Raw genomic sequence first — 21,785 nt, 5'->3', positions numbered from 1 at the left:
AGAGGCGAGAACGGCGGGCGGGCGCCCGAGCGGGCTCTAGGCCGCGGGCACCCGGAGGATGAGGGCGTCCCCTTGACCGCCTCCACCGCACAGGGCGGCGGCGCCGGTGCCGCCGCCACGGCGCTTCAGCTCGTAGGCCAGGTGCAGGGCGATGCGGGCGCCCGACATGCCGACCGGGTGGCCGAGGGCGATCGCGCCGCCGTTGACGTTGACCTTCTCGGGCCCGACGCCCAGGTCGCGCATCGACTGGATGCCGACGGCCGCGAACGCCTCGTTGATCTCGATGAGGTCCAGGCCGGCGACGTCCAGGCCCTCCCTGGCCAGGGCGCGCCTGATCGCGTTGGACGGCTGGGACAGCAGCGAGTTGTCCGGCCCCGCGACGTTGCCGTGCGCGCCGATCTCCGCGACCCAGCTCAGCCCCAGCTCCTGCGCCTTGGCCTTGGACATCACCACGACCGCCGCGGCGCCGTCGGAGATCTGCGAGGACGACCCGGCGGTGATGGTGCCGTCCTCGCTGAACGCGGGGCGCAGCCGGCTCAGCGTCTCGGCGGTGGTGTCGCCGCGCACCCCCTCGTCGGCGGAGAAGATCACGGGCTCGCCGCGCCGCTGGGGGATCTCCACCGGGGCGATCTCCTCGTCGAAGACCCCGTTCTTGATGGCCTCGGCGGCACGTTGGTGCGAGCGGGCGGCGAACTCGTCCTGCTCGGCCCGGCCGATCCCCACGCGGGCGCTGTGCCGCTCGGTGGACTCGCCCATGGACAGCCCGTCGAACGCGTCGGTGAGCGCGTCGTACGCCATGTGGTCGAGGACCTCGATCGACCCGTACTTGTAGCCGCCTCGCGACTTGGGCATCAGGTGCGGGGCGCCGGTCATCGACTCCATGCCGCCGGCCACCACGATGTCGAACTCGCCGGCCCGGACGAGCTGGTCGGCCAGCGCGATGGCGTCCAGGCCCGACAGGCACACCTTGTTGATCGTGATCGAGGGGACGCTCATCGGGATGCCCGCCTTGACCGCGGCCTGCCGGGACGGGATCTGGCCCGCCCCCGCCTGGAGCACCTGGCCCATGATCACGTACTGCACCGCGTCGCCGGGCACGCCCGCGCGCTCCAGCGCCGCGCGGATGGCGTGCGCGCCGAGGTCGACGGCGGTGAAGTCCTTCAGCGAGCCGAGCAGGCGCCCGATCGGCGTGCGCGCTCCGGCCACGATCACCGATCGCGTGGTCATGAGACCTCCTTCGTCCGCCTCATGGCCAGGCGTGCCGTGCTCATCGCTTCCCTCACAAGCTCGGTCATCGTGGGGGGCCTCCACAAAGGTCCGGTGCAACGTTTGCCACGATACCCAGGACGACCGAGCCCGATTCCGGCCGCCCCGTCCCATTGGGGCACGTCCCGCGAGGAGCGCCATGCTGACCCGGATCGACCACATCGGCATCGCCTGCCATGACCTTGAGGCGACGGTGGACTTCTACCGGCGGACCTACGGCTTCACCGACGTCCATATCGAGGTGAACGAGGAGCAGGGCGTCCGCGAGGCGATGCTGAGAATCAACTCGACCGGGGACGGCGCGGCCAGCTACCTCCAGCTTCTTCAGCCGATCCGGGACGACTCGCCGGTGGCGAAGTGGCTCGCCAAGAACGGCGAGGGCGTGCACCACATCGCGTTCGGCACCGACGGCGACGTGGCGGACGAGGCGGCGGGCATCGCGGGCAAGGGCGTGCGCGTCCTGTACGAGGAGCCGCGCCGGGGCTCGATGGGCTCGCGGATCAATTTCCTGCATCCGAAGGATTGCCACGGGGTGCTGACCGAGCTCGTCCAGAAGGCGGACGAGCGCCCCGAGGGCTGAGGCGCCCGGAGGGCTGAGGCACCCGCGCCCCCGTGAGGGCCGGTGGCTTGGGAGGCCCGGAGGCGCCGGCGTCGGCCCGCGGGACCGATTCCGGCCGCGGGGTCGCGATCGTGACGTGATTGAGATCACCGCCCGTTCAATTGATCATCACGGGGTGTGATGGGGTAGTTCGTGGCAATTGAGGGTTTTTGGCGAGCCGCCTTCGGGCACGACGACACACCCGGGACAAGTTCGCAAGAACGACAAATCGCGTGGTGCATCCCGTTGAGCCCCCAACACGGCAGCTCGCGGAGTACGCTTCTTTCGCCGGAAGAGGTCTGGGGCCACATGCGCCCCGTGCCGTCGGGTGACCGGCCCGGCGGCCAGGCGATCAACCGGTCCCCGGAACCACCCGTAGCCCCGTCACATCAGGATTGAGCCACATGCAGTCCGACATCGACGCCCAGCTCAGCAACTTCTTTGAAGACACACCCCCACGCGAGTTCGACGTGGTGCTTCGCGGCTACGACCGGCACCAGGTCGACGAGCACATCAAACAACTCGACAACGAGGTCAGGCAGGCCCGCGAGTCGACCCAGGCCCTCCAGCGTGAGCTGTCGGACGCGCATCGGCAGCTCCAGGAGCAGGAGCGCCCCACCTACTCGGGCCTCGGCGCCCGTATCGAGCAGCTGCTGCGCCTCGCCGAGGAGCAGGCCACCGAGCTCGTCCAGGCCGCCAGGTCCGAGGCCAACGAGATCAAGGCCGCGGCCAAGGTCGACGCCGCCGAGCTGCGCGCGGCCACCGAGAACGAGGCCAGCGAGCTGCGCGCCAGCGCGCAGCGCGAGTGCGACGAGATGCGCAGCGCGGCCGAGCGCGAGGCCGACGACGTGCGCACGTCCGCCCGGCGCGAGGCCGACGAGCTGACCTCCACCACCGAGCGCGAGGTCGCCAAGCTCCGCGCCACCGCCGACCACGAGGTGGCCGAGAAGCGCGCCGCCGCCGAGCGTGAGATCGCCAAGCTCCGCACCACCACCGAGCGCGAGGTCGCCCAGCTCCGCGCCTCCACCAAGCGCGAGCGCGACGAGATCCTCACCACCGCCAAGCGGCAGGCGGACGAGATGCGCGCCCAGGCCCAGCGCATCCTGGAGGAGAGCGAGGCCCAGCGCGCCCAGGCCGAGGCCGAGTTCGAGATCCAGCTCGCCGCCCGGCGCGAGGAGGCCGACCGGCAGGACGCCGAGCGGCACGCCGCCGCCCAGCAGGCCACCCAGAAGCTGGTCGCCGAGGCCGAGCAGCGCGCCGCGTCCGCCGAGCAGCGCGCCGCCAAGGCCACCCAGCAGGCCGAGCAGACCCGGCGCGAGGCCGACTCGCACGCCAAGCAGCTCATGGCCAACGCGCGGAAGAACTCCGACAACGTCATCGCCGAGGCCAAGGCGCAGGCCGAGCAACTGCTGGCCGAGACCAAGGCCGAGGCCGACCGGGTGCGCACCGCCGCCCAGCGTCAGGTGGACGAGCTCACCCGCCAGCGCGACAGCATCACCAGCCACCTCAACCAGCTACGCCAGCTGATCGGCGGCGTGGCCCCGGCGATGGGCGGCGTGGACGAGCTGGCGCCCGTGCAGGAGAAGCCCGCGCTGTCGTCCCCCGAGCCCAAGCCCGCCCCCGCGGCGGCGCCCTCCTCCGGCCCGGCCAAGGCCGCCTCGGCGTCTGCCTCGGCGTCTGCTGCGGCGTCTGCTTCCAAGGCGGCTCCGACGGCCACCAAGAACGCGCAGGCCAAGAAGGACGACGAGGACGACGAGGACTGGTGGCAGGAGTGAGCCCGCGACGCCCGGTGTGAACCGGGAGCGGGTGGTAGTCCCCGGTCCGTCCCGTCAGCACGACACGGCCGGCGAGAACGGCGGAACCTGAAAAGCCTAGAGGCGGCGATCGCCTCTAGGCTTTTCAGTGTCTGAACGGTATGGGCCGGGACGGAACCCGGCGGCAGGGCGAGGAGGCTGGCATGGCCGAGGAGACTCCCCAGACGGATAAGCCCATGCCTCCCGACGACACGGGTGAGGAGGGTGCCGCCGCGCGCTCACCCGTCCCCGACCCCTCCCCGCCCTCAGACGACACGCCCAGCGACACACCCGGCAACACGCCCAGCGACACGCCCGGCGACACACCCGACGACGCGTCTGCCGACACGCCCGACGGCCCGCCCGGCGAGGTGACGGAGGAAGCGACCGACAGCGACACCGAACCCGAATTCCCGAGCGACGACGGCGGCAGAAGGCTTCCCGTGCCGACGGTTCGGGGGAAGGTCGAGGCGAGCACCCCCGACCCGGCGCACGACATCGAGCAGCGCAAGCTCGAAGCGGGCGTGGACCACCGGTTCCCGTTCGGACGTCCCGGGCAGCCGATGGGGACCTCGCATCCGTTCACGTTCGGTTTCATCGGCGCGCTCGGGGTGATCACGGCCTGGCTGCTGATCCGGGCGGCGGCGAGCGCCCAGTCGGTGATCGTCATGATCGTGGTCGCGATGTTCCTGGCGGTCGGGCTCAACCCGGCGGTGGAGCGGCTGAAGCGGCTCGGGCTGTCCCGCGGCTGGTCGGTGGCCGCGGTGTTCTTCGCCGTGATCCTGTTCTTCGCCGGGTTCGTGGCCTCGCTCGTCCCGCCGCTCACCGAGCAGATCACGGCGCTGACCCGCAACGTGCCGGAGTACGTGCAGCAGTTGCAGAACAACCCGCAGATCGCCGAGTGGGACCGGCGGTACCGGCTGCTGGAGCAGGTACAGAACAAGATCAGCGAGCCCGGGTTCCAGTCGATGCTGGCCGAGCGGGCCTACGAGGTGGGCCGGCAGGCGCTCAGCGGCACCTTCCAGACGATCACGGTCCTGATCCTGACGCTGTACTTCCTCAGCTCGCTGCCGCAGATCAAGACCTTCGCCTACCAGCTCGTGCCGCGCTCGCGGCGGGCCAGGGTGGCGCTGCTGGGTGACGAGATCCTGGACCGGATCGGCGGGTACGTGGCCGGCCAGTTCACCATCGCGTTCATCGCGGGCGTCACCTCGTACGTGTTCCTGCAGATCCTCGGGGTCCCGTACGCGCTGGCGCTGGCGCTGATCGTGGCGGTGCTCGACCTGATCCCGCTGATCGGGGCGACCATCGGGGCGGTGATCGTGACGCTGGTGGCGTTCCTGACCGGGGTGCCCGAGGGCATCGCGAGCCTCGTCTTCTACATCATCTACCAGCAGGTGGAGAACTATCTCGTCTATCCGCGGGTGATGAAGCGGACGGTGGACGTGCAGCCCGCGGTGACCGTGGTGGCGGCGCTGGTCGGCGCGGCGCTGTTCGGCGTGATCGGGGCGCTGCTGGCCATCCCCACCGCGGCGGCGATCTCCCTGGTGATCCGCGAGGTGCTGCTGCCGCGCCAGGAGTCGATCTAGCCGCCGGGTGCGGGCCGTTTCCGGGTACGGCCTATTTCGTGGCGCGGGCGAGGGCGGCGGCGAACTCGGCGACGGTCTGGTTGAACAGCTCGGGCTGCTCGACGGCGCACAGGTGCCCGGCGCGCGGGATGACCATCGGCTCGGCGTTGGGCATGGCCTCGGCCATGGCGCGGGCGTCCTCCTCGGTGGCGAGGGTGTCCTCCGCGCCCACCATGACCAGCGTGGGGACCCGCAGCTCGCGCAGCGTCTCCGCCGTCTCGGCGCGGGCGGCCATGGCCCGCTGCGCCCAGGCGGCGGCGCGCGCCGGGGTGGCCTGGACGAGGCCGCGCACCCGCCCGTACACCATGGCCCGCTGCCGCAACGTGGTGGGGCCGACCAGGTCGGGCAGCAGCTCGTCGACGAGGACGCCGACGTCGCCGTCGCGTTCGAGGATCTCGGCCTGCCGCAGCCGGGACCGCCGCACGGGCTCGGGGTCGCCGCCGGCCTTGGCACCGGCCAGCACCAGGCCGAGGACGAGGTCGGGGTGGCGCAGGCACAGCGCCATCGCGACGTGCCCGCCCATGGACAGGCCGCCGACGACCGCCCTGCCGATGCCCAGCCGCCGGAACAGCATGGCCACGTCGTCGGCCATGAGGTCGATGGACGGCTCGTCCGCGCCGAGCACGGAGCCGCCGAAGCCGCGCAGGTCCGGGGTGACCACGCGGAAGCGCCCGGCGAGGCCCTCGCGCTGCGCCAGCCACATGGCCGAGGACAGCGGGAAGGCGTGCAGGAGGACGAGTGGGGTGCCCGTGCCGATGTCCCTCGCGTAGAGCTGCACGGTCATGTGGCGCCGGTCCTCCCGCGTCGATGCCGCTCCGGTGAAACGCCTCCCACCGGCCTCCGTCCTGGGCCCGTGAGGCCATCGTCGCCCCGGAGCGGGGCCGGACGGGAAGGTGTGGCCGCGATCGGCCGTCGCGGTTTTTCGACCGGTTAGTCCGCTTTCTGGGAGAGGCCGTCCCATTCGGTGGGCAGCGGCGCGGCGTCCGGGGCGACCCGCTTGACGATCTCGTTCAGCACGATCCGGACGTAGGGCTCGCCCACCCACAGGTGCTTGGCCCCGTCGACCGCGACCACCTCGGCCTGCGGGACCCGCGTGAACCGCTCCCTGGCCTCCGCCGGACGCAGGTAGTCGTCGAACTCGGGCACCAGCGCCACCAGCGGACGTCCGAACTCCGCCCAGGCGTCCAGGTCGGCGTCACCGGCGCGGCGCAGCGGCGGCGAGAGCAGCACCGCGCCCTCGACGAGCGGGTCGCGGCCCCACTTCAGGGCCAGCTCGGTGCCGAACGACCAGCCGAGCAACCACGGGTGGGGCAGGTCGTGGAACTCGGCGTACTCCAGCGCCGCCGCGACATCGAACCGCTCGGTCTCGCCCTCGCCGAACTCCCCCTGGCTGGTGCCGTGCGCCGAGGTCGTCCCGCGCGTGTTGAACCGCAGCACCGCGAGCCCGGCCAGCGCGGGCAGCCGGAAGGACGCCTTGCGCAGCACATGGCTGTCCATCATGCCCTCGGCGGTCGGCAGCGGATGCAGGCAGACCAGCGTGGCCACCGGGGGCCGGTCGGCGGGCAGCGCCAGCTCGCCGACCAGTTCGAGCCCGTCCGCGGTGTGCAGCGTGATCGCCTCGCGGCGGGCGGGCAGCACCGTGCTCGCGCGGATCTCCCCCATCGCTCTCCTGCCTCAGAAGTCGGAAACGCTCAGTAGCGCGGCGCGCCCCGTGACCGGAACGGGCGCGGTGCCCTCCGGTCGCGCGCCTGCCAGCAGGGACGATGCCAGTGCCGGCGGTCGTCGGCCCCGCCGAGCCCGTCGGCGGGCCAGGCGACCACATGGCCCACGCCCGGCGGGATCTCCTGGTCGCATCCCGGGCAGCGGTACGGCTTGGTGGCGTTGGCCCCGGCGATCGTCCGGACGTTCCACTCGCCGTCCGGGCCGGCGCCGCCACCCGTACGGGACGGGCCGGAGACGGCACGGCGGTTCTTGCGCGGGCTCATGGCGTCCAGGATAGGAGGGTTGTGCGGCCGATCGTCCTCCGGTCGCCTCAGCGCAGCGGACGTCCCATCGCGGCGCGCTCCTGGAGCATCGGGACGGGGACCAGCGCCGGGTCCCCGGTCTCGGCGTGCATGCCCCGCAGGACGGCGACGGCGAGGCCGGCGCCGAGCCGGTCCAGGTCGGCGATCGGGCCCGTCGGGTAGCCGCAGCCCAGCGTCATCGCGGCGTCGATGTCGTCCGCTCCGGCATAGCCCGAGCCGAGCATGGCGGCGGCGTCGTTGAGGTACGGGAAGCGCAGCGCGTCCACGATGAATCCGGCCCGGCCGCCGCAGCGCACCGGCGTGAGGCCGAGCGAGGAGATCAGGGCGGCGGCGCGATCCGCGACGCCGGCGCCGCAGGCGTCCGTGGTCGCGATCTCGACGAGCCCGGCGTCCGGCTCCGGCAGGCGCAGGCCCACCACGTCCTCGGGACGGCCGGTGGCCACCGCCTGCCGCAGGATCGGCACCGCGGGATCGGTCACGGCCAGGATCGCGCCCGTCCGCGCCGCCTCGGCCGCCGCCAGTTGGTCCTCCACGGTGGCGCCGGGCGCGAAGATGATCAGGTCGCAGGCGGTGAGGTCGCCCAGCTCCGCGCCGTCCGCGAGGAAGCGGCACGCCTTGTCGGCCTTGCCGATGACGGCCTCGAAGCCTTCTCCGACGACGCCGACCGACGGCTTGCCCTGGTTCTCGGACGACGACTCGGCCTTCTCCTCGTCCTGCCCGTCCCCTCCGTAGGTGTAGAAGCCGCGACCGGTCTTGCGTCCCAGCAGGCCCGCCCTGACCAGCTCGGACAGGATGGGGGACGGCGCGTGGCGCCGGTCCCGTGTCTCGGCGTGGATCGCCTCCAGGACACCGAGGCAGGTGTCGAGCCCGATCAGGTCCATGAGGGTGAACGGCCCCATCGGCAGCCCGGCCCCGGCCGTCATCGCGGTGTCGATGTCGTCACGGGTGGCGTGCCCTGACTCCAGCATCCCGGCCGCCTGGTTGAGGTAGCCGAACAGCAGCCGGTTGGCGACGAACCCGGCCCGGTCGCCGATGGTCACCGGGGTCTTGCCGAGCGCCCGCACCAGGTCCTCGACCCGCCGTACCGCATCGGGGTCGGTCAGCACGGTCCGGATGACCTCGACCAGCCGCATCACCGGCGCGGGGTTGAAGAAGTGCACGCCCACGACCTGGGCGGGACGCCGGGTGGAGGCGGCGATCTCGGTCACCGGCAGCGAGGAGGTGTTGGTCGCCAGCACCGCGTCGGCCCGGCACACCTCGTCGAGCCTGGCGAACACACCGCGCTTGAGATCCATGGCCTCGGGCACCGCCTCGATCACCAGGTCGCAGGAGCCCAGCTCGGCGAAGTCGGTGGAGAGCGCCACCCGCCCGAGGAGCTCCTGTTGAGCCTCCTCGGTCAGCCTGCCGCGCTTGACGGCCCGTCCCGTCGAGCTCTCCAGATGCCCGCGGCCGCGTTCCAGCGCGCCCGCGTCGACCTCGATCCCGACCACGTCCAGGCCACCGCGGGCCAGCACCTCGGCGATCCCCGCGCCCATCGTGCCGAGCCCCACGACCCCGACCTTGCTGAACGACCCAGTGCTCATGAACGGCAGTGTCGCAGAGCGGCGCCGCGGCCTCGAGACCGGGTGTGGGCGGTGCCCCGATCCTGGTAGTACGGGGTGGTGCGTGTAGGGATCTTCCTGCTCGCGGCCCGTTTCCCGTGGACGACCGTCCCCGGCCGAGACGCGACCCGGCCGCCTACACCCGGCACCTGTGCCGCCTGCACCCGGTCGGATCGCCCGCCGACTGCGCCGGCACGATGATCGAAACGATGCGGCGCACGGGCATCCGGCACCTGATTCTTCTGGTGGAGGCGTCGGGGTCGGACGCGGCCACGCTGCGCAACATCGACCGCCTGGGTCGCGAGGTGCTTCCCGCCGTCCGGGCGGCCGCCGCGGACGGGGAACGATGAGATGGCCGGGCCGCGACCGGCCCGGCCACCTGCTCAGGACGCGGTCAGCAGTCGCGCAGTTCGGGGGACTGGTTGAGGATCTGCTCGCGGGCGGTCACGAAGTTGCGGTACGCCGCCGAGTACCCGTCCGGGAACACCGCGACCCGGTGACAGTTCTGGAACGCGAGCTTCACACCGAAGTACCGCTCCAGCGAGCCGCGCATCGCGTCGCTCGCCAGCACCCGCAGCAACTGGCCGCGGGACTGCTCGTCGGGCGGCGGCGTGAGGTTGTCGGCGAAGTCGCCGCCGTCCACCTGTAGCCGGGCCACCAGCCCGCTGATCATTTCCCAGGCGTAGGGGAGGGAGGTGCGGATGCACTCGACGAACGCGTCGTCGTCGACCTCTCCCCGGTGCGCCGTCTCGAGGAGTTCGGGGGTCACGTCGAGGGACATGGGCCGGGGTTCCTTTCACCGGATCCGAGGGGCGTTGACCATCCACCACCGGTGACGCTAACCAGCCGTCCGAGAGAATTCCAGAGGCCCGTCAGACGGAAAGGCCGGACACGGTCCCCTGGGGGTCCGCGTCCGGCCCTCTCGGCGGCCTCGACGGCCTGTGCCGCGGCCTCACCGGCCCGTGGCGCCGGCCGCGCCGTGCGTGTGGGAACGCCGGTACGGGCGGCGCGCCGGGACCTGCCGCGCGGCCTCCTCGGCCCAGAACCTCCGGGCCCGGCGGGAGACGCGGCCGTCCCGCGCGCTCTGCGCGCTGGCTCGCAGGTCGCGGGCACGCTCCCGCATCATCGACGCCAGGATGTCGTTGTGGAACATGGCCCCTCCTCGGATCCCGGGCCCCTCTGGCCCGACATCTTCAAGGTTCGTCCTAAGGCGGCCACCCCCACATCGGGACTAAGCCTTATCTAGGGCGCCCGGAACGCCTTAGACGAGCCCCTTCCGTCTAGGACGCCTTAGGCCGTGTCCTACGCCTCATCCGCGGAGCGCGACGCAAGCGCGCGCGGCCGTCACTAAGGTGGGGCCTCGTGCGTCTCGTAATCGCCCGTTGCAGCGTGGACTACGCCGGCAAGCTGACCGCCCACCTCCCCATGGCGCTGAGGCTCGTCCTGATCAAGGCGGACGGCAGCGTCAGCATCCATGCGGACGACCGCGCCTACAAGCCGCTCAACTGGATGAACCCGCCCTGCAAGCTGCGCGAGGAGCCCCTGGACGAGGACGGTGCCATCGCCCGCTGGACGGTCACGCACGCCAAGTCGGGCGAGCGGCTGATCCTCACCATCAACGAGATCGTCCACGACTCCAGCCACGACCTGGGCGTGGACCCGGGCCTGGTCAAGGACGGCGTGGAGGCGCACCTCCAGGAACTGCTGGCCGAGCACATCACCACGCTGGGCGAGGGCTACACGTTGATCCGCCGCGAGTACCCCACCGCCATCGGCCCGGTGGACATCCTGTGCCGGGACGCCGACCAGACCACGGTCGCCGTCGAGATCAAGCGCCGTGGCGAGATCGACGGCGTCGAGCAGCTCACCCGCTACCTGGAACTGCTCAACCGCGACCCCCGCCTGGCCCCCGTACGCGGCATCTTCGCCGCGCAGGAGATCCGCCCCCAGGCGCGCGTCCTCGCCACCGACCGCGGCATCGGCTGCGTCACCCTCGACTACGACGCCCTGCGAGGCATCGAACATGAGGGCACTCTCTTCTGAGACGGCGAGTGCGGCATGATAGCGGCATGACGAGTCATGCGACCGGGACCTTCGACCTCGACTCGTGGGACGCCGAGAAGCCGTTCCACGAGGACATCGGCACCAAGCAGACCCGGGTCCGGGTGGGCAAGACCTTCCACGGCGACCTGGTGGGCACCAGCGTCACCGAGCTGATCACGGTCGAGAGCGTGGAGGGCGGGCCGCTCGCGTACGTGGGCATCGAGACCGTCCAAGGCATCCTGCACGGGCGCGAGGGCACGTTCGTGCTCCAGCACAGCGGGGGCAGCGACGACGGAACCCCCGAGACGCAGTGGCTGCGCTGGCTGATCGTCTCGGGCTCGGGCACCGGCGAGCTGACCGGCATCCGCGGCGAGGGACGGATCGTCGTCGGCGCGGACGGCACGCACTCCTGGAGTCTCGACTACACCCTCGGCTGACGGCGTGCCGAACGACCGGCGCGAATCGATAATCTGCGGGTATGCCCCCGGCGACGACCGACACCACCCGCGAGCGGATCATCGACGCGGCCGAGGTGTGCTTCGCCCGTTTCGGCGTGGCCAAGACCACGGTGGAGGACATCGCGGCGGAGGCGCGCCTGTCGCGGGCGACGGTGTACCGGAGCGTCACCGGCGGCCGGGACGAGCTGATCCTCGCGGTGGTGCTGCGCGACCTGCGCCGCTTTCTCGACCGGCTCGCCGAGCGGCTGCGCGCGCAACGCTCCGTCCGGGACGCGGTCGTGGAGGGCACGCTGGACGCGGTCGCCTACGTCCGGGAGCGTCCCGCGATAGCGGCGTTCCTGGTGCCGGAGGCGGCCGGGCACATGCAGGCGGCGGTGGCGCAGTCCGCCGAGCGCGTCCTGGCGACCTGCCGCGAGTACGTCCGCCCGCATTTCGACGCCGCACAGCGCCGCGGCGTCCTGCGAGCGGAGATCGACGTGGAGGGGACGGTGGAGTTCCTGTTCCGCATGATCACATCACTGATCGTCATGGACCGCGACCGGGACCCCGCCGAACTCCGACATTTCCTGCACACCTATGTGGTACCGGTGATAGCAGCACCCCCCACGAACAACACAGCGCTATGAGGCGCAAACGGCACGGCGCCACGAGCGATGACACGGATGGGAAGAGGAACGCGGATGGGCACGGTACACCACATGCGGGGGCGTTCCTCGATCCAGCCGAGTCCGGTGTTCTTGGGGATCGCGGTCCTCACGGTGCTCGCCGGGCTGATCGCGTGGCGGTACGGCGACATCCCGGACCGGCCGGCGCGTGTCGCGTTGTTCGCGTTCGTGCTGGGCGCCTGGATGGTGTCGCTGTGCCTGCATGAGTTCGGTCATGCCTACTTCGCGTTCCGTTCGGGCGATCACACCGTCGCGACCCGCGGGTACCTCACGCTGAACCCGGCGAGGTACGCCGACCCGATCCTGAGCTTCGGGCTTCCGGTGCTGTTCATCCTGCTCGGCGGCATCGGCCTGCCGGGCGGCGCGGTGTGGATCGACCGTGGTTCGATCCCCGGGCGGATCAGGCACAGCCTGGTGTCGGCGGCGGGTCCCCTGGCCAACGCGCTGTTCGCGGTCGTGCTGGGGGTGCTGTTCGCCAACTTCGCCGATCGTGAGCACGGGGTGTTCTGGGCAGGCGTGGCGTTCCTGGCCTTCCTCCAGGTGACCGCCACGGTCCTCAACCTGCTGCCGATCCCGGGACTGGACGGCTTCGGGATCTGGGAGCCGTACCTGCCGCGCACCTGGGTGATCAAGGCCAACCAGTACGGCGGTTACCTCTTCCTGCTGCTGTTGGTCGCGCTCTGGCTGATCGAGCCGGTGAACCGGGCCTTCTTCGATGTCACGCTGGGGATCTCCGGGGCGCTCGGGCTGAACGAGTTCCCGTTCGCGGAGGACTGGCCGATCAATCCCATCGAGCTGGGTCTCGACCTGTTCCGCTTCTGGGTGGACTGACCCGCCCGCCGTCAGGTGGTCTCGCGGGAGCGGGCCTCCAGTTGCGTGAGGGCCCATCGGGCCCAGTCGCGGCGCGTGGCCATGTAGCGCTGGCCGAACTCCAGGGCGATGCGGCCGAATTCGGCCATGGTGTCCTGTGTCCAGTTCAGGCGGTGCTCCAGGTCGACCAGCTCGTCGTACCCCGCGGCGGCGTCGTCGGCCTCTCTGCGCAGGTACTCGCGTGCCTGGTCGTGCGGGATCGAGCCTAGGAAGAAGACGCGGAGCAGGGCCTCGTCCCGGGTGACGCGGCGGGGTGGCGTGCCGGTGAGCCAGCGGCGCAGCTCGTCGCGGCCGGCCTCGGTGGGGGCGTACTCCTTGCGGCCCCGGGGGCCTTCCGAGGCGACCTCGATGAGCCCGTCGGCGGCGAGCTTGCCCAGTTCTCCGTAGATCTGGCTCTGGGTGGCCTGCCAGACGTGCGCGAGCGAGATCTCGAAGATCTTGAGCAGGTCGTACCCGCTGCAGCCGGGCACCTGGACGATCAGGCCCAGTACGGCGTGTCGAAGGCTCATGCGCAGAATCCTATCTATCGATCTTGACATATCACTTTTGGAAGGTTTACTTTCGACCTGTCGATAGTGGAATATCCTCCTTCCACACTGAGGAGCCCACCATGAGTGAGCAGACCGGCGCCCGCCGCGCATGGCTGGAGGGTCCGCTGGCCCCCGTCCCGGACGAGATCGACGCCGTGGACCTACCGGTCACCGGCACCCTTCCGGACGAACTGACGGGACGCTACTTCCGCAACGGGCCGAATCCGGCCCCGGGCGAGGTGACCGATCACTGGTTCTCGGGACACGGCATGGTCCACGGCATCCGGCTCAGGAACGGCCGCGCCGAGTGGTACCGCAACCGCTGGGTCCGCACCGCCAAGCTGACCGACGACGCCGTGTTCGTCCGGCCCGACCTGACCTTCGACCGCACCGCGGTCTCGGCCAACACGCACGTCGTCCCGCACAGCGGCAGGATCTACGCGCTGGTGGAGATCGGGTTCCCCTACGAGCTGACGCCCGAGCTGGACACCGTGGGCCCCCGCGACTTCGGCGGGCGGCTGACCACCGCGATGACCGCCCACCCGAAGGAGGATCCGCGCACCGGCGACCTGCTGTTCTTCGGCTACGGCTCCCTCCCGCCCCACCTCACCTACCACCGGCTGTCGGCGGACGGCGAGCTGGTGGAGAGCCGCGAGGTGGAGGTGCCGCGCTCGACGATGATGCACGACTTCGCGATCACCGAGAACCATGTGGTGTGGCTGGACCTGCCGATGGTGTTCGACGTCGGGCTGGCCCTCCAGGGCCGGATACCCTACAGCTGGGACGACGGCTACGGCTACCGGCTGGGCGTGATGCCGCGCGACCCGTCCGCCGGCACGGCCGTCACCTGGTTCGACATCGACCCGTGCTTCATCTTCCACGTGGGCAACGCGCACGAGGACGCGGAGGGCCGCGTGGTGCTCGACGCCGCCCGCTACAGCCCCCGCGACTTCGCCAGGCTCTGGTCGACCATCGGCGGGGTGCGCATGGCCGAGGCGGTGACGGCCGCCGCGGTGACCGGTGACGCCCGCATGCACCGCTGGACGCTCGACCCCGCGACCGGCAAGTGCGTCGAGGAGCCGCTGGACGACCGGGGCGTGGAGTTCCCCACCCATGACGAGGCCCGCACCGGGCTGGAGCACCGCTACCTCTACGCGGCGTCCCGTGACTCGATCGTGAAGTACGACGTGCGCACCGGTTCCGCGACGGCGCACACGCCCGGCCCCGGCCTCATCCCCGGCGAGGCCGCCTTCGTTCCGGCCTCGGGGGCTCGGAACGAGGACGAGGGCTGGCTGCTGTCGATCGTGTCGGACGTGGCGGGAACCGGGTCGGAACTGCTCGTCCTGGACGCGTCGGACCTGTCCCGCACCGCCTCGGTGCGGCTGCCGCGCCGGGTCCCGGCGGGCTTCCACGGAAGCTGGATCCCCGACCCGGCGGACACGCCCGGCGCCTAGCCCGATTATTCGCCTTCCGGTCCAATAACGTGCTCTACTTGTCGGTACGGTTATCGCGCAAGCAGGCGCTTACCGAGCTCGACCGGGAGGGTACCCATGTCCGTGGCCACCGAGAGCCCCACGTTCACATCCCTCAACCCGGCCACCGGAGAGGTCGTCGCCGAACACCCCGTCCACGATCCCGCCGCGGTGGCGCAGGCCCTGCGGCGGGCGCGGGCGGCTGCGGGCTGGTGGCGCGCCCTCGGCTGGAAGGAACGGCGGCTGCGGCTGCTCGGCGTCAAGAGCGCGCTGGCCCGCGACCTGAACGGGATGGCCGAGCTCATCCACCAGGAGACCGGCAAGCCGGTGCAGGACGCCCAGCTCGAGACGGTCATGGCGATCACCCATCTCGACTGGGCCGCCCGCAACGCGCGCAAGGTCCTCGGTCCCCGCAGCGTGTTCCCCGGCGTGGCCTCGATCAATCAGAAGGCCGTCCTGGAGTACCAGCCGCTCGGCGTGGTCGGCGTGATCGGCCCGTGGAACTACCCGATCTTCACCCCGATGGGCTCGATCGCCTACGCGCTGGCCGCCGGGAACGCCGTGGTGTTCAAGCCGTCCGAGTACACCCCGGGCGTCGGGGTTCGCATCGCCGAGCTGGTCGCCGAGGTCGTCCCCGAGCAGCCCGTGCTCCAGGTCGTCACCGGGCTCGGCGAGACCGGCGCCGCGCTGGCGTCCTCCCCGGACGTCGACAAGATCGCCTTCACCGGCTCCGCCCGTACCGCCAGGAAGGTGATGGCGGCCTGCGCGGAGAACCTGACCCCGCTCGTCGCCGAGTGCGGCGGCAAGGACGCCTGCATCGTCGACGCCGACGCCGACCTGGACGCCGCCGCCGACGCGGCGCTGTGGGGCGCGATGTCCAACGCCGGGCAGACCTGCATCGGCGTCGAGCGGATCTACGTGGTGGACACGGCGTACGACGCGTTCCTGTCGGCCCTCACCGAGAAGGCCCGCGCCCTGCGTCCCGGCTTCGACGGCGACAGCGCGTACGGCCCGATCACCATGCCCGGCCAGCTCGACATCATCGAACGCCACATCAGGGACGCCCTCGACAAGGGCGGCACGGCGGTGGTCGGCGGCCCCGAGTCCGTGCGCAAGCCCTATGTCGAGCCGGTGGTGCTGACCGGCGTCCCGGACGACTCCGCCGCCGTGTGCGAGGAGACCTTCGGGCCCACCATCACCGTCCACAAGGTCAAGGACCTGGAGGAGGCCCTGGAGAAGGCCAACCGCACCGGCTACGGCCTGGCCGGCACGATCTTCTCGAAGAACAAGGCGCGCGCCATGGACCTGGCCCGCCGGATGCGCTCCGGCATGACCTCCATCAACGCCTTCGCCGCCTACGCCACGGTCGCGGCCCTGCCGTTCGGCGGCGTCGGCGAGTCGGGCTTCGGACGCATCCACGGCGCCGACGGCCTGCGCGAGTTCACGCGCCCCAAGGCCATCACCCGCACCCGGTTCACCCTGCCGATCAACCTCACCTCGTTCGGCCGTACCGACAAGGACATGGCCCGCGTCATGCAGATGGTCAACCTGCTGCACGCCAGGCGCCCCAAGCGCTGACCGCCGCCCACCCCCGGAGCCGGCCGGGCCGGTCCCGGACTAGGGTGACGGGCATGGCGAAGAACAGGGAGACCCCGGTCGTGCTGTCGCGCATCTACACCCGTACCGGGGACGACGGGACGACCGCTCTGGGCGACATGTCCCGTACCGCCAAGACCGATCCCCGGCTGGCGGCCTACGCGGACACCGAGGAGGCCAACGCCGCGATCGGCGCCGCGATCGCGATGGGCTCCCTGCCCGAACCGGTGACCAGGCTGCTGACCCGCGTCCAGAACGAGCTGTTCGACGTCGGCGCCGACCTGTCCACGCCCGTGGTGCCCAACCCCAAGTACTCGGTGCTGCGCGTCGACGCTTCGTACATCGAGCGCCTGGAGGCCGACTGCGACGCCCACAACGAAGGGCTCCCCCCGCTGCGCAGCTTCATCCTCCCCGGTGGGACTCCAGGAGCGGCGCTCCTGCACGTCGCCCGTACGGTGACGCGGCGCGCGGAACGGTCGGCCTGGGCGGCGATCGAGGCGCACGGGGCCGCCCCCATCGGCGCCGAGGACGCCGTGGAGGGCGGGATCAACCCCCTCACCGTCCGCTACCTCAACCGGCTCTCCGACCTGCTGTTCATCCTGTGCCGAGCCGCCAACGCCGGGCACGGCGACATCCTCTGGAAGCCCGGCGGCGAACGCTAACCACCAGCCCAGCCCCGAACGCTCGCCCAACCGTCGCGATCGCGTCCGAAGGCAGATTCGAGCGAAGCAAGAATCTGATCGCGAAGCGAGCCCCTAGGCGAGTCGGAGCGATGCAGCGATCGCACGCGGTGCCGGAGAAGGAGGGCGCCCAGCGCCCGACGCCGCAGGCACCGCCAATAAACACAGCGCAGCTCTCGCTTGCAATAAACAAGTGGGGTTAACCCCACCCTGTGGACGCTGGCCCTCCACCTGTCCGGCGCCTTCTCCACCTGTGAAGCTGGAAGCGTACGGGGACGGCCGATCGCAGGAGACGACGTGAAGACCCAGAGGGGCTTGGCAGTGACGGCCGCGGCGGTGGCGCTCGCGGCGACGGCAGTGGCGGGGTGCAGCGTTGACTTCAACGCCGGGATCCGTCACGAGACGAAGTCGTACGACATCCCCGGCTCCTTCCCCACGCTCGCGATCGGCGGGGACTCCGGCCGGCTGGAGGTCGTCGGTACCGACCGGTCCGGCATCCGCGTGGTGGAACGGCTGAACTGGACCAACAAGAAGAACAAGCCGAAGACCCGGCGCACCGTGCGGAACGGCACGCTGACCCTCGACAGCGACTGCAAGCCCGGCGGGATCGGCTACACCGCGTGCGGGGCGGACTTCCGGGTCGAGGTCCCCCGCAAGACCGCGGTCAGGCTGACCGCGGACTCGGGCTCGGTCGAGGTCAGCGGGCTGACCGGCGACTCCCTCTCGCTCACCAGCGACTCCGGCTCGATCAAGGCCAAGGGGATCCGCACCAAGACGCTCACCGCGACCGCCGAGTCGGGACGGATCGAGCTGGACGGGCACGCCGACACGGTGACGCTGCGGGCCGACAGCGGGAGGATCAAGGCGTCCGGCCTGAACGCCAAGAAGGTCACCACGCGCAGCGAGTCCGGCATGGTCTCGCTCGCCCTGACCGCCGTTCCCGACAACGTCGACGTGCAGGTGGACTCGGGCATGGTGAAGGTCGTCCTGCCGCAGGCCGACCTCGGCTACAACATCGACCTCACCAGCGAGTCCGGCCACCAGTCCATCGACTCGGCCCTGCACAGGAACAACCGCTCGCCGCACCACGTCAAGGTCCGCACCGAATCCGGGATGATCTCCATCGACGCCGCCGGCGCGGCCTGACCCGGCTCACTCCGGCGGGTGCAGGTCGACGGGGAAACCCGGCGGGGCCGCCTCGAGCCAGGCCAGGAACCCGGTCAACGCGGCGGAGCTCATCGCCAGCTCCACCCGGACGGAACCGTCCCTGACCTCGATGATGCCCGCCTCCGGCAGCAGCCCCTCGGCCTCCTCGCCCTCGGGACGGCGCCGGTTGGAGACGACAAGGCCCCGGCGGTGGATCACCTGCCAGGGCCTTCTGCGGAATCCGAAAGCGCGGTGCCAGTGCAGCACGTCCCCCCGGTAACGGCCGATGCCCAGCCGCCACGGGCCCGGTACGCCGTTGTCGGTCAGGACCCGCAGGCTGCACTCCACGGCACCGCCGCCGCGTACGAAAAGCCAGCGACGCACCGACATCAGGACGAACGCCAGACCCGCCAGCAGGATGACAGCGGCGAGCCCCCAGCCCGCATCCGTTGCCAGGTGGTCGCTCAAGTCCCCCCGCCTACTCCGTGTCCAACAGCGCTGCCGTGAGCTTGGCTGGAGCCTACAGCCCGGGCGGACCGGGCATGCACAGTGCCCCGGCCTCAGGCCCGTGGCCTTGGTCTCAGCAGCCGGCTCGCCCCCAGCATGGCGCCCGCGGGTTAAAGGCCGGCGAAACGCCCACGGCCCCGTCCCGCACATGGCGGGACGGGGCCGTGGCCCGATCGAAGCGCGTCGGGCCGGTTACTCCTCGCCGCCCGCGGCGCGCAGCCGCGCCCTGGCCCGGCGCTCGGACGCGGGGTCATCACCCGCCGCCAGCGCGTCCTGCAACGCCTGCCGGGCCGCGGCCACGTCGACCTCGGCGCCCAGCTCGGCCTGCTCGGCCAGCACCGACACCTCGTCGTCGGCGACGGAGAAGAACCCGCTGCCGACCATGGCGGACACCGTCGGGCCGCCGTCGGCCGGCTCGATCTTCACCACGCTGCCGTCCAGCAGCACGCCCAGCACCGGGGCGTGGCCCGGCAGGATGCCGAGCTGCCCCTCGATGGTCTGCGCGACCACCATCCTGGCCTCGCCGGACCAGATCTCGCGCTCCGGCGAGACCAGCCCGACCCTCAGCGTCGCCACGGCTACCTCTCCAGTTCCTTGGCCTTGCGCTCGGCGTCCTCGATCCCGCCGCACATGAAGAACGCCTGCTCGGGCAGGTGGTCGTACTTGCCCTCCGCGATGCCCTTGAACGAGGCGATGGTCTCCTCCAGCGGCACCGTGACACCCTCCTGGCCGGTGAACTGCTCGGCCACGTACATCGGGTGCGACAGGAACCGCTCGATCCGCCGCGCCCGCTGGACGGTGACCTTGTCCTCTTCGGAGAGCTCGTCGATGCCGAGGATGGCGATGATGTCCTGCAGCTCCTTGTACTTCTGCAGGATCCGCTTCACCTCCTGCGCCACCTCGTAGTGCTCCTGCCCGAGGACCACCGGGTCCATGATCCGGGACGTGGAGTCCAGCGGGTCCACCGCCGGGTAGATGCCCTTCTCGGTGATCGACCGGGAGAGCACCGTGGTGGCGTCCAGGTGCGCGAACGTGGTGTGCGGCGCCGGGTCGGTGATGTCGTCGGCGGGCACGTAGATCGCCTGCATCGAGGTGATCGAGTGACCGCGCGTCGAGGTGATCCGCTCCTGCAGCACGCCCATCTCGTCGGCCAGCGTCGGCTGGTAGCCCACCGCCGACGGCATCCGGCCGAGCAGCGTGGACACCTCCGAGCCCGCCTGGGTGAACCGGAAGATGTTGTCGATGAACAGCAGCACGTCCTGCTTCTGGACGTCCCGGAAGTACTCGGCCATCGTCAGCGCCGACAGCGCCACCCGCAGCCGGGTGCCGGGCGGCTCGTCCATCTGGCCGAACACCAGCGCGGTGTCCTTGAGGACGTTCGCCTCGCGCATCTCGACCCACAGGTCGTTGCCCTCACGGGTGCGCTCGCCGACCCCGGCGAACACCGAGGTGCCGCCGAAGTTCCGCGCGACACGCGTGATCATCTCCTGGATCAGCACGGTCTTGCCCACGCCCGCGCCGCCGAACAGACCGATCTTCCCGCCCGCCACGTACGGGGTGAGCAGGTCGATGACCTTGATCCCGGTCTCCAGGATCTCGGTCTTGGACTCGAGCGCGTCGAACGCGGGGGCCTTGGCGTGGATCGGGTTGCGCTCGGTGATCTCCAGGGACGCGGTGGGCACGTCCAGGGACTCGCCCAGCGCGTTCCACACGTGGCCCTTGGTCACGTCGCCGACGGGGACCGCGATCGAGGTGCCGGTGTCGGTCACCGGCGCCCCGCGGACCATGCCGTCGGTGGGCTGCATGGAGATGGCGCGGACCATGTTGTCGCCCAGGTGCTGGGCGACCTCAAGGGTCAGCGTCCGGGCCTCGCCGCCCAGCGTGACGTCGACGTGCAACGCGTTGTAGATGTCCGGGATGGCGTCGGCGGGGAACTCCACGTCGACGACCGGGCCGATGACCCGGGCGACGCGTCCCGTCGCGGTCGCCTCCTCTGCCTGTGCGGTCATTCTCACTCCCCGCCGGAGTCGGCCAGCGCGTCAGCGCCACCGACGATCTCGCTGATTTCCTGGGTGATCGCCGCCTGCCGCGCCTGGTTCATCTCGCGCGTGTAGACCTCGATCAGCTCGTTGGCATTGTCGGTCGCCGACTTCATCGCGCGGCGCTTGGCCGCGTGGAAGGCGGCGGCCGCCTGGAGCAGCATGTGGAAGATGCGGCTCTCGACGTAGTTCGGCAGCAGCAGGTCGAGCGCCGCCTGCGGAGTCGGCTCGAACTCGTAGGACGGCGGGACCTGGTCCCGCTCCTCCTCCTCGATCTCCAGTGGCAGCAGCCGCCGCACCTGGACCTGCTGGGTCAGCATCGAGACGAACTCGGTGTAGACCACGAGGATCTCACCGACCCCGCCCTCCTCGTCGGTCGTGACGAAGTCGTCCACCAGCCTCCGGCCGATGTCCTCGGCGTCGGCGAAGGAGGGGCGGCTGCTGAACCCGCGCCACTCGGCGGCCAGCTCCCGGTCGCGGAACCGGTACCAGGTGATGCCCTTGGTGCCCACCACGTACGGCACCGGCTCGCGGCCCTGCCCGCGAAGCGAGGCGATGACCGCCTCCGCCTCGCGGATCAGGTTGGCGTTGTAGGCGCCGGCGAACCCCTCGTCGCTGCTGATGATCAGCACTGCGGAGCGCCGCGACTCCGGCTGCTCGCTCAGCAGCGGGTGGTCGATGCCCACATGATGGCTCACCAGCGCCGTCAGCGCCCGGGTGATCTGGTCGGAGTACGGCTTGGACGCCGTCACCGCCTGCTGGGCCTTGACGATCCGCGAGGTCGCGATCATCTCCTGGGCACGGGTGATCTTGGCGGTCGAGCTGACCGACCTGATCCGCTGCCGCAGTTGACGAATCTGAGCCATCGC

At 71.1% G+C, this 21,785-nt stretch carries 24 protein-coding genes; 12 read left to right on the top strand and 12 right to left on the bottom strand.

Annotated features, from left to right (window positions below):
• Positions 1–36 precede the first annotated feature (36 nt).
• Positions 37–1,227 (bottom strand): acetyl-CoA C-acetyltransferase, encoded by a 1,191-nt coding sequence (locus tag QSK21_RS11280; RefSeq protein WP_285695479.1) that lies wholly within the window; start codon positions 1,225–1,227, stop codon positions 37–39.
• Positions 1,228–1,405: 178 nt separating this feature from the next.
• Here QSK21_RS11280 and mce point away from each other — a divergent pair, with 178 nt between their 5' ends.
• The 3 genes from mce (at position 1,406) to QSK21_RS11265 (ending at position 5,246) form a co-directional block, all read left to right on the top strand.
• Positions 1,406–1,846, top strand: a complete 441-nt coding sequence (gene mce, locus QSK21_RS11275; protein WP_285695478.1) for a methylmalonyl-CoA epimerase — start codon at positions 1,406–1,408, stop codon at positions 1,844–1,846.
• Positions 1,847–2,268: 422 nt separating this feature from the next.
• Positions 2,269–3,639 (top strand): DivIVA domain-containing protein, encoded by a 1,371-nt coding sequence (locus QSK21_RS11270; RefSeq protein ID WP_285695476.1) that lies wholly within the window; start codon positions 2,269–2,271, stop codon positions 3,637–3,639.
• 215 nt (positions 3,640–3,854) lie between these two features.
• Complete coding sequence (locus QSK21_RS11265) at positions 3,855–5,246, top strand: AI-2E family transporter (protein ID WP_285695475.1); 1,392 nt, start codon at positions 3,855–3,857, stop codon at positions 5,244–5,246.
• A gap of 31 nt (positions 5,247–5,277) precedes the next feature.
• Here the strand turns inward: QSK21_RS11265 and QSK21_RS11260 are convergent, their stop codons facing one another.
• From QSK21_RS11260 to QSK21_RS11245, 4 genes are all read right to left on the bottom strand, one after another.
• A complete protein-coding gene (locus QSK21_RS11260) occupies positions 5,278–6,069 on the bottom strand; it encodes an alpha/beta fold hydrolase (protein WP_285695474.1) in 792 nt (263 codons plus the stop codon).
• Between the two features lie 146 nt (positions 6,070–6,215).
• The gene (locus QSK21_RS11255) at positions 6,216–6,947 is read right to left on the bottom strand and encodes an alpha/beta hydrolase (protein WP_285695473.1); all 732 of its coding nucleotides are present in this window, start codon (positions 6,945–6,947) and stop codon (positions 6,216–6,218) included.
• A gap of 29 nt (positions 6,948–6,976) precedes the next feature.
• Positions 6,977–7,270: an Rv1322 family protein gene (locus QSK21_RS11250; RefSeq protein WP_285695472.1), complete on the bottom strand. Its 294-nt coding sequence runs from the start codon at positions 7,268–7,270 to the stop codon at positions 6,977–6,979.
• Between the two features lie 47 nt (positions 7,271–7,317).
• Entirely contained in the window at positions 7,318–8,892 is a 1,575-nt protein-coding gene (locus QSK21_RS11245; protein WP_285695471.1) for a 3-hydroxyacyl-CoA dehydrogenase family protein, read from the bottom strand.
• A gap of 116 nt (positions 8,893–9,008) precedes the next feature.
• On the opposite strand from QSK21_RS11245, the gene QSK21_RS11240 reads away from it, so the two are divergent.
• Positions 9,009–9,260, top strand: coding sequence for a hypothetical protein (locus QSK21_RS11240; protein ID WP_285695470.1), 252 nt, complete (start codon positions 9,009–9,011; stop codon positions 9,258–9,260).
• A gap of 44 nt (positions 9,261–9,304) precedes the next feature.
• On the opposite strand, the gene QSK21_RS11235 is transcribed toward QSK21_RS11240, so the two are convergent.
• Positions 9,305–9,691 carry an SCO5389 family protein gene (locus QSK21_RS11235; RefSeq protein ID WP_285695469.1) on the bottom strand — a complete coding sequence of 129 codons (387 nt, stop codon included), beginning with the start codon at positions 9,689–9,691 and terminating at the stop codon, positions 9,305–9,307.
• A 171-nt stretch (positions 9,692–9,862) separates the two neighbouring features.
• A complete protein-coding gene (locus tag QSK21_RS11230; RefSeq protein WP_285695468.1) occupies positions 9,863–10,063 on the bottom strand; it encodes a hypothetical protein in 201 nt (66 codons plus the stop codon).
• Between the two features lie 209 nt (positions 10,064–10,272).
• On the opposite strand from QSK21_RS11230, the gene nucS reads away from it, so the two are divergent.
• From nucS to QSK21_RS11210, 4 genes are read left to right on the top strand one after another with little or no spacing between them, the layout of a single operon-like run.
• Complete coding sequence (gene nucS, locus QSK21_RS11225) at positions 10,273–10,953, top strand: endonuclease NucS (protein ID WP_285695467.1); 681 nt, start codon at positions 10,273–10,275, stop codon at positions 10,951–10,953.
• Positions 10,954–10,979: 26 nt separating this feature from the next.
• On the top strand, positions 10,980–11,390 hold the full coding sequence (locus QSK21_RS11220; protein ID WP_285695466.1) for a DUF3224 domain-containing protein: 411 nt from the start codon (positions 10,980–10,982) through the stop codon (positions 11,388–11,390).
• Positions 11,391–11,431: 41 nt separating this feature from the next.
• Positions 11,432–12,037, top strand: a complete 606-nt coding sequence (locus QSK21_RS11215; RefSeq protein ID WP_285695463.1) for a TetR/AcrR family transcriptional regulator — start codon at positions 11,432–11,434, stop codon at positions 12,035–12,037.
• A 54-nt stretch (positions 12,038–12,091) separates the two neighbouring features.
• Positions 12,092–12,907: a site-2 protease family protein gene (locus QSK21_RS11210; RefSeq protein WP_285695461.1), complete on the top strand. Its 816-nt coding sequence runs from the start codon at positions 12,092–12,094 to the stop codon at positions 12,905–12,907.
• An 11-nt stretch (positions 12,908–12,918) separates the two neighbouring features.
• Here QSK21_RS11210 and QSK21_RS11205 read toward each other — a convergent pair whose 3' ends face one another.
• The gene (locus QSK21_RS11205; protein WP_285695460.1) at positions 12,919–13,455 is read right to left on the bottom strand and encodes a PadR family transcriptional regulator; all 537 of its coding nucleotides are present in this window, start codon (positions 13,453–13,455) and stop codon (positions 12,919–12,921) included.
• Positions 13,456–13,556: 101 nt separating this feature from the next.
• Between QSK21_RS11205 and QSK21_RS11200 the strand changes: the two genes are divergently transcribed.
• The 4 genes from QSK21_RS11200 to QSK21_RS11185 all read left to right on the top strand — a co-directional run bounded on the left by QSK21_RS11200 (position 13,557) and on the right by QSK21_RS11185 (position 18,370).
• On the top strand, positions 13,557–14,930 hold the full coding sequence (locus QSK21_RS11200; protein ID WP_285695459.1) for a carotenoid oxygenase family protein: 1,374 nt from the start codon (positions 13,557–13,559) through the stop codon (positions 14,928–14,930).
• Between the two features lie 96 nt (positions 14,931–15,026).
• Positions 15,027–16,526: an aldehyde dehydrogenase family protein gene (locus tag QSK21_RS11195; RefSeq protein ID WP_285695458.1), complete on the top strand. Its 1,500-nt coding sequence runs from the start codon at positions 15,027–15,029 to the stop codon at positions 16,524–16,526.
• Between the two features lie 53 nt (positions 16,527–16,579).
• Positions 16,580–17,206, top strand: a complete 627-nt coding sequence (locus QSK21_RS11190; RefSeq protein WP_285695457.1) for a cob(I)yrinic acid a,c-diamide adenosyltransferase — start codon at positions 16,580–16,582, stop codon at positions 17,204–17,206.
• A 315-nt stretch (positions 17,207–17,521) separates the two neighbouring features.
• Positions 17,522–18,370 (top strand): DUF4097 family beta strand repeat-containing protein, encoded by an 849-nt coding sequence (locus QSK21_RS11185; protein ID WP_285695455.1) that lies wholly within the window; start codon positions 17,522–17,524, stop codon positions 18,368–18,370.
• Between the two features lie 6 nt (positions 18,371–18,376).
• Here QSK21_RS11185 and QSK21_RS11180 read toward each other — a convergent pair whose 3' ends face one another.
• The 4 genes from QSK21_RS11180 to QSK21_RS11165 form a co-directional block, all read right to left on the bottom strand.
• Positions 18,377–18,838: a DUF2550 domain-containing protein gene (locus QSK21_RS11180; RefSeq protein WP_285695454.1), complete on the bottom strand. Its 462-nt coding sequence runs from the start codon at positions 18,836–18,838 to the stop codon at positions 18,377–18,379.
• A 231-nt stretch (positions 18,839–19,069) separates the two neighbouring features.
• On the bottom strand, positions 19,070–19,453 hold the full coding sequence (locus QSK21_RS11175; protein ID WP_285695453.1) for a F0F1 ATP synthase subunit epsilon: 384 nt from the start codon (positions 19,451–19,453) through the stop codon (positions 19,070–19,072).
• A gap of 2 nt (positions 19,454–19,455) precedes the next feature.
• Positions 19,456–20,886 carry a F0F1 ATP synthase subunit beta gene (gene atpD / locus QSK21_RS11170; RefSeq protein ID WP_285695452.1) on the bottom strand — a complete coding sequence of 477 codons (1,431 nt, stop codon included), beginning with the start codon at positions 20,884–20,886 and terminating at the stop codon, positions 19,456–19,458.
• Positions 20,887–20,888: 2 nt separating this feature from the next.
• On the bottom strand, positions 20,889–21,782 hold the full coding sequence (locus tag QSK21_RS11165; protein ID WP_285695451.1) for a F0F1 ATP synthase subunit gamma: 894 nt from the start codon (positions 21,780–21,782) through the stop codon (positions 20,889–20,891).
• Positions 21,783–21,785: the final 3 nt, after the last annotated feature.

It is taken from the genome of Actinomadura sp. NBRC 104412, assembly GCF_030269515.1.
Classification (GTDB): Bacteria; Actinomycetota; Actinomycetes; order Streptosporangiales; family Streptosporangiaceae; genus Spirillospora.
This window is presented reverse-complemented; position numbering and strand designations above follow the sequence as displayed.

Bases quoted from the DNA above. Each gene is read 5' to 3' on its own strand.
- QSK21_RS11270 (WP_285695476.1), top strand. From the start codon at position 2,269: ATGCAGTCCGACATCGACGCCCAGCTCAGCAACTTCTTTGAAGACACA.
- QSK21_RS11200 (WP_285695459.1), top strand. From the start codon at position 13,557: ATGAGTGAGCAGACCGGCGCCCGCCGCGCATGGCTGGAGGGTCCGCTG.
- QSK21_RS11230 (WP_285695468.1), bottom strand. From the start codon at position 10,063: ATGTTCCACAACGACATCCTGGCGTCGATGATGCGGGAGCGTGCCCGC.
- QSK21_RS11215 (WP_285695463.1), top strand. From the start codon at position 11,432: ATGCCCCCGGCGACGACCGACACCACCCGCGAGCGGATCATCGACGCG.
- QSK21_RS11190 (WP_285695457.1), top strand. From the start codon at position 16,580: ATGGCGAAGAACAGGGAGACCCCGGTCGTGCTGTCGCGCATCTACACC.
- atpD (WP_285695452.1), bottom strand. From the start codon at position 20,886: ATGACCGCACAGGCAGAGGAGGCGACCGCGACGGGACGCGTCGCCCGG.
- QSK21_RS11280 (WP_285695479.1), bottom strand. From the start codon at position 1,227: ATGACCACGCGATCGGTGATCGTGGCCGGAGCGCGCACGCCGATCGGG.
- QSK21_RS11210 (WP_285695461.1), top strand. From the start codon at position 12,092: ATGGGCACGGTACACCACATGCGGGGGCGTTCCTCGATCCAGCCGAGT.
- QSK21_RS11245 (WP_285695471.1), bottom strand. From the start codon at position 8,892: ATGAGCACTGGGTCGTTCAGCAAGGTCGGGGTCGTGGGGCTCGGCACG.
- QSK21_RS11205 (WP_285695460.1), bottom strand. From the start codon at position 13,455: ATGAGCCTTCGACACGCCGTACTGGGCCTGATCGTCCAGGTGCCCGGC.
- QSK21_RS11220 (WP_285695466.1), top strand. From the start codon at position 10,980: ATGACGAGTCATGCGACCGGGACCTTCGACCTCGACTCGTGGGACGCC.
- QSK21_RS11195 (WP_285695458.1), top strand. From the start codon at position 15,027: ATGTCCGTGGCCACCGAGAGCCCCACGTTCACATCCCTCAACCCGGCC.
- QSK21_RS11265 (WP_285695475.1), top strand. From the start codon at position 3,855: ATGCCTCCCGACGACACGGGTGAGGAGGGTGCCGCCGCGCGCTCACCC.
- QSK21_RS11250 (WP_285695472.1), bottom strand. From the start codon at position 7,270: ATGAGCCCGCGCAAGAACCGCCGTGCCGTCTCCGGCCCGTCCCGTACG.
- QSK21_RS11165 (WP_285695451.1), bottom strand. From the start codon at position 21,782: ATGGCTCAGATTCGTCAACTGCGGCAGCGGATCAGGTCGGTCAGCTCG.
- QSK21_RS11255 (WP_285695473.1), bottom strand. From the start codon at position 6,947: ATGGGGGAGATCCGCGCGAGCACGGTGCTGCCCGCCCGCCGCGAGGCG.
- QSK21_RS11235 (WP_285695469.1), bottom strand. From the start codon at position 9,691: ATGTCCCTCGACGTGACCCCCGAACTCCTCGAGACGGCGCACCGGGGA.
- mce (WP_285695478.1), top strand. From the start codon at position 1,406: ATGCTGACCCGGATCGACCACATCGGCATCGCCTGCCATGACCTTGAG.
- QSK21_RS11260 (WP_285695474.1), bottom strand. From the start codon at position 6,069: ATGACCGTGCAGCTCTACGCGAGGGACATCGGCACGGGCACCCCACTC.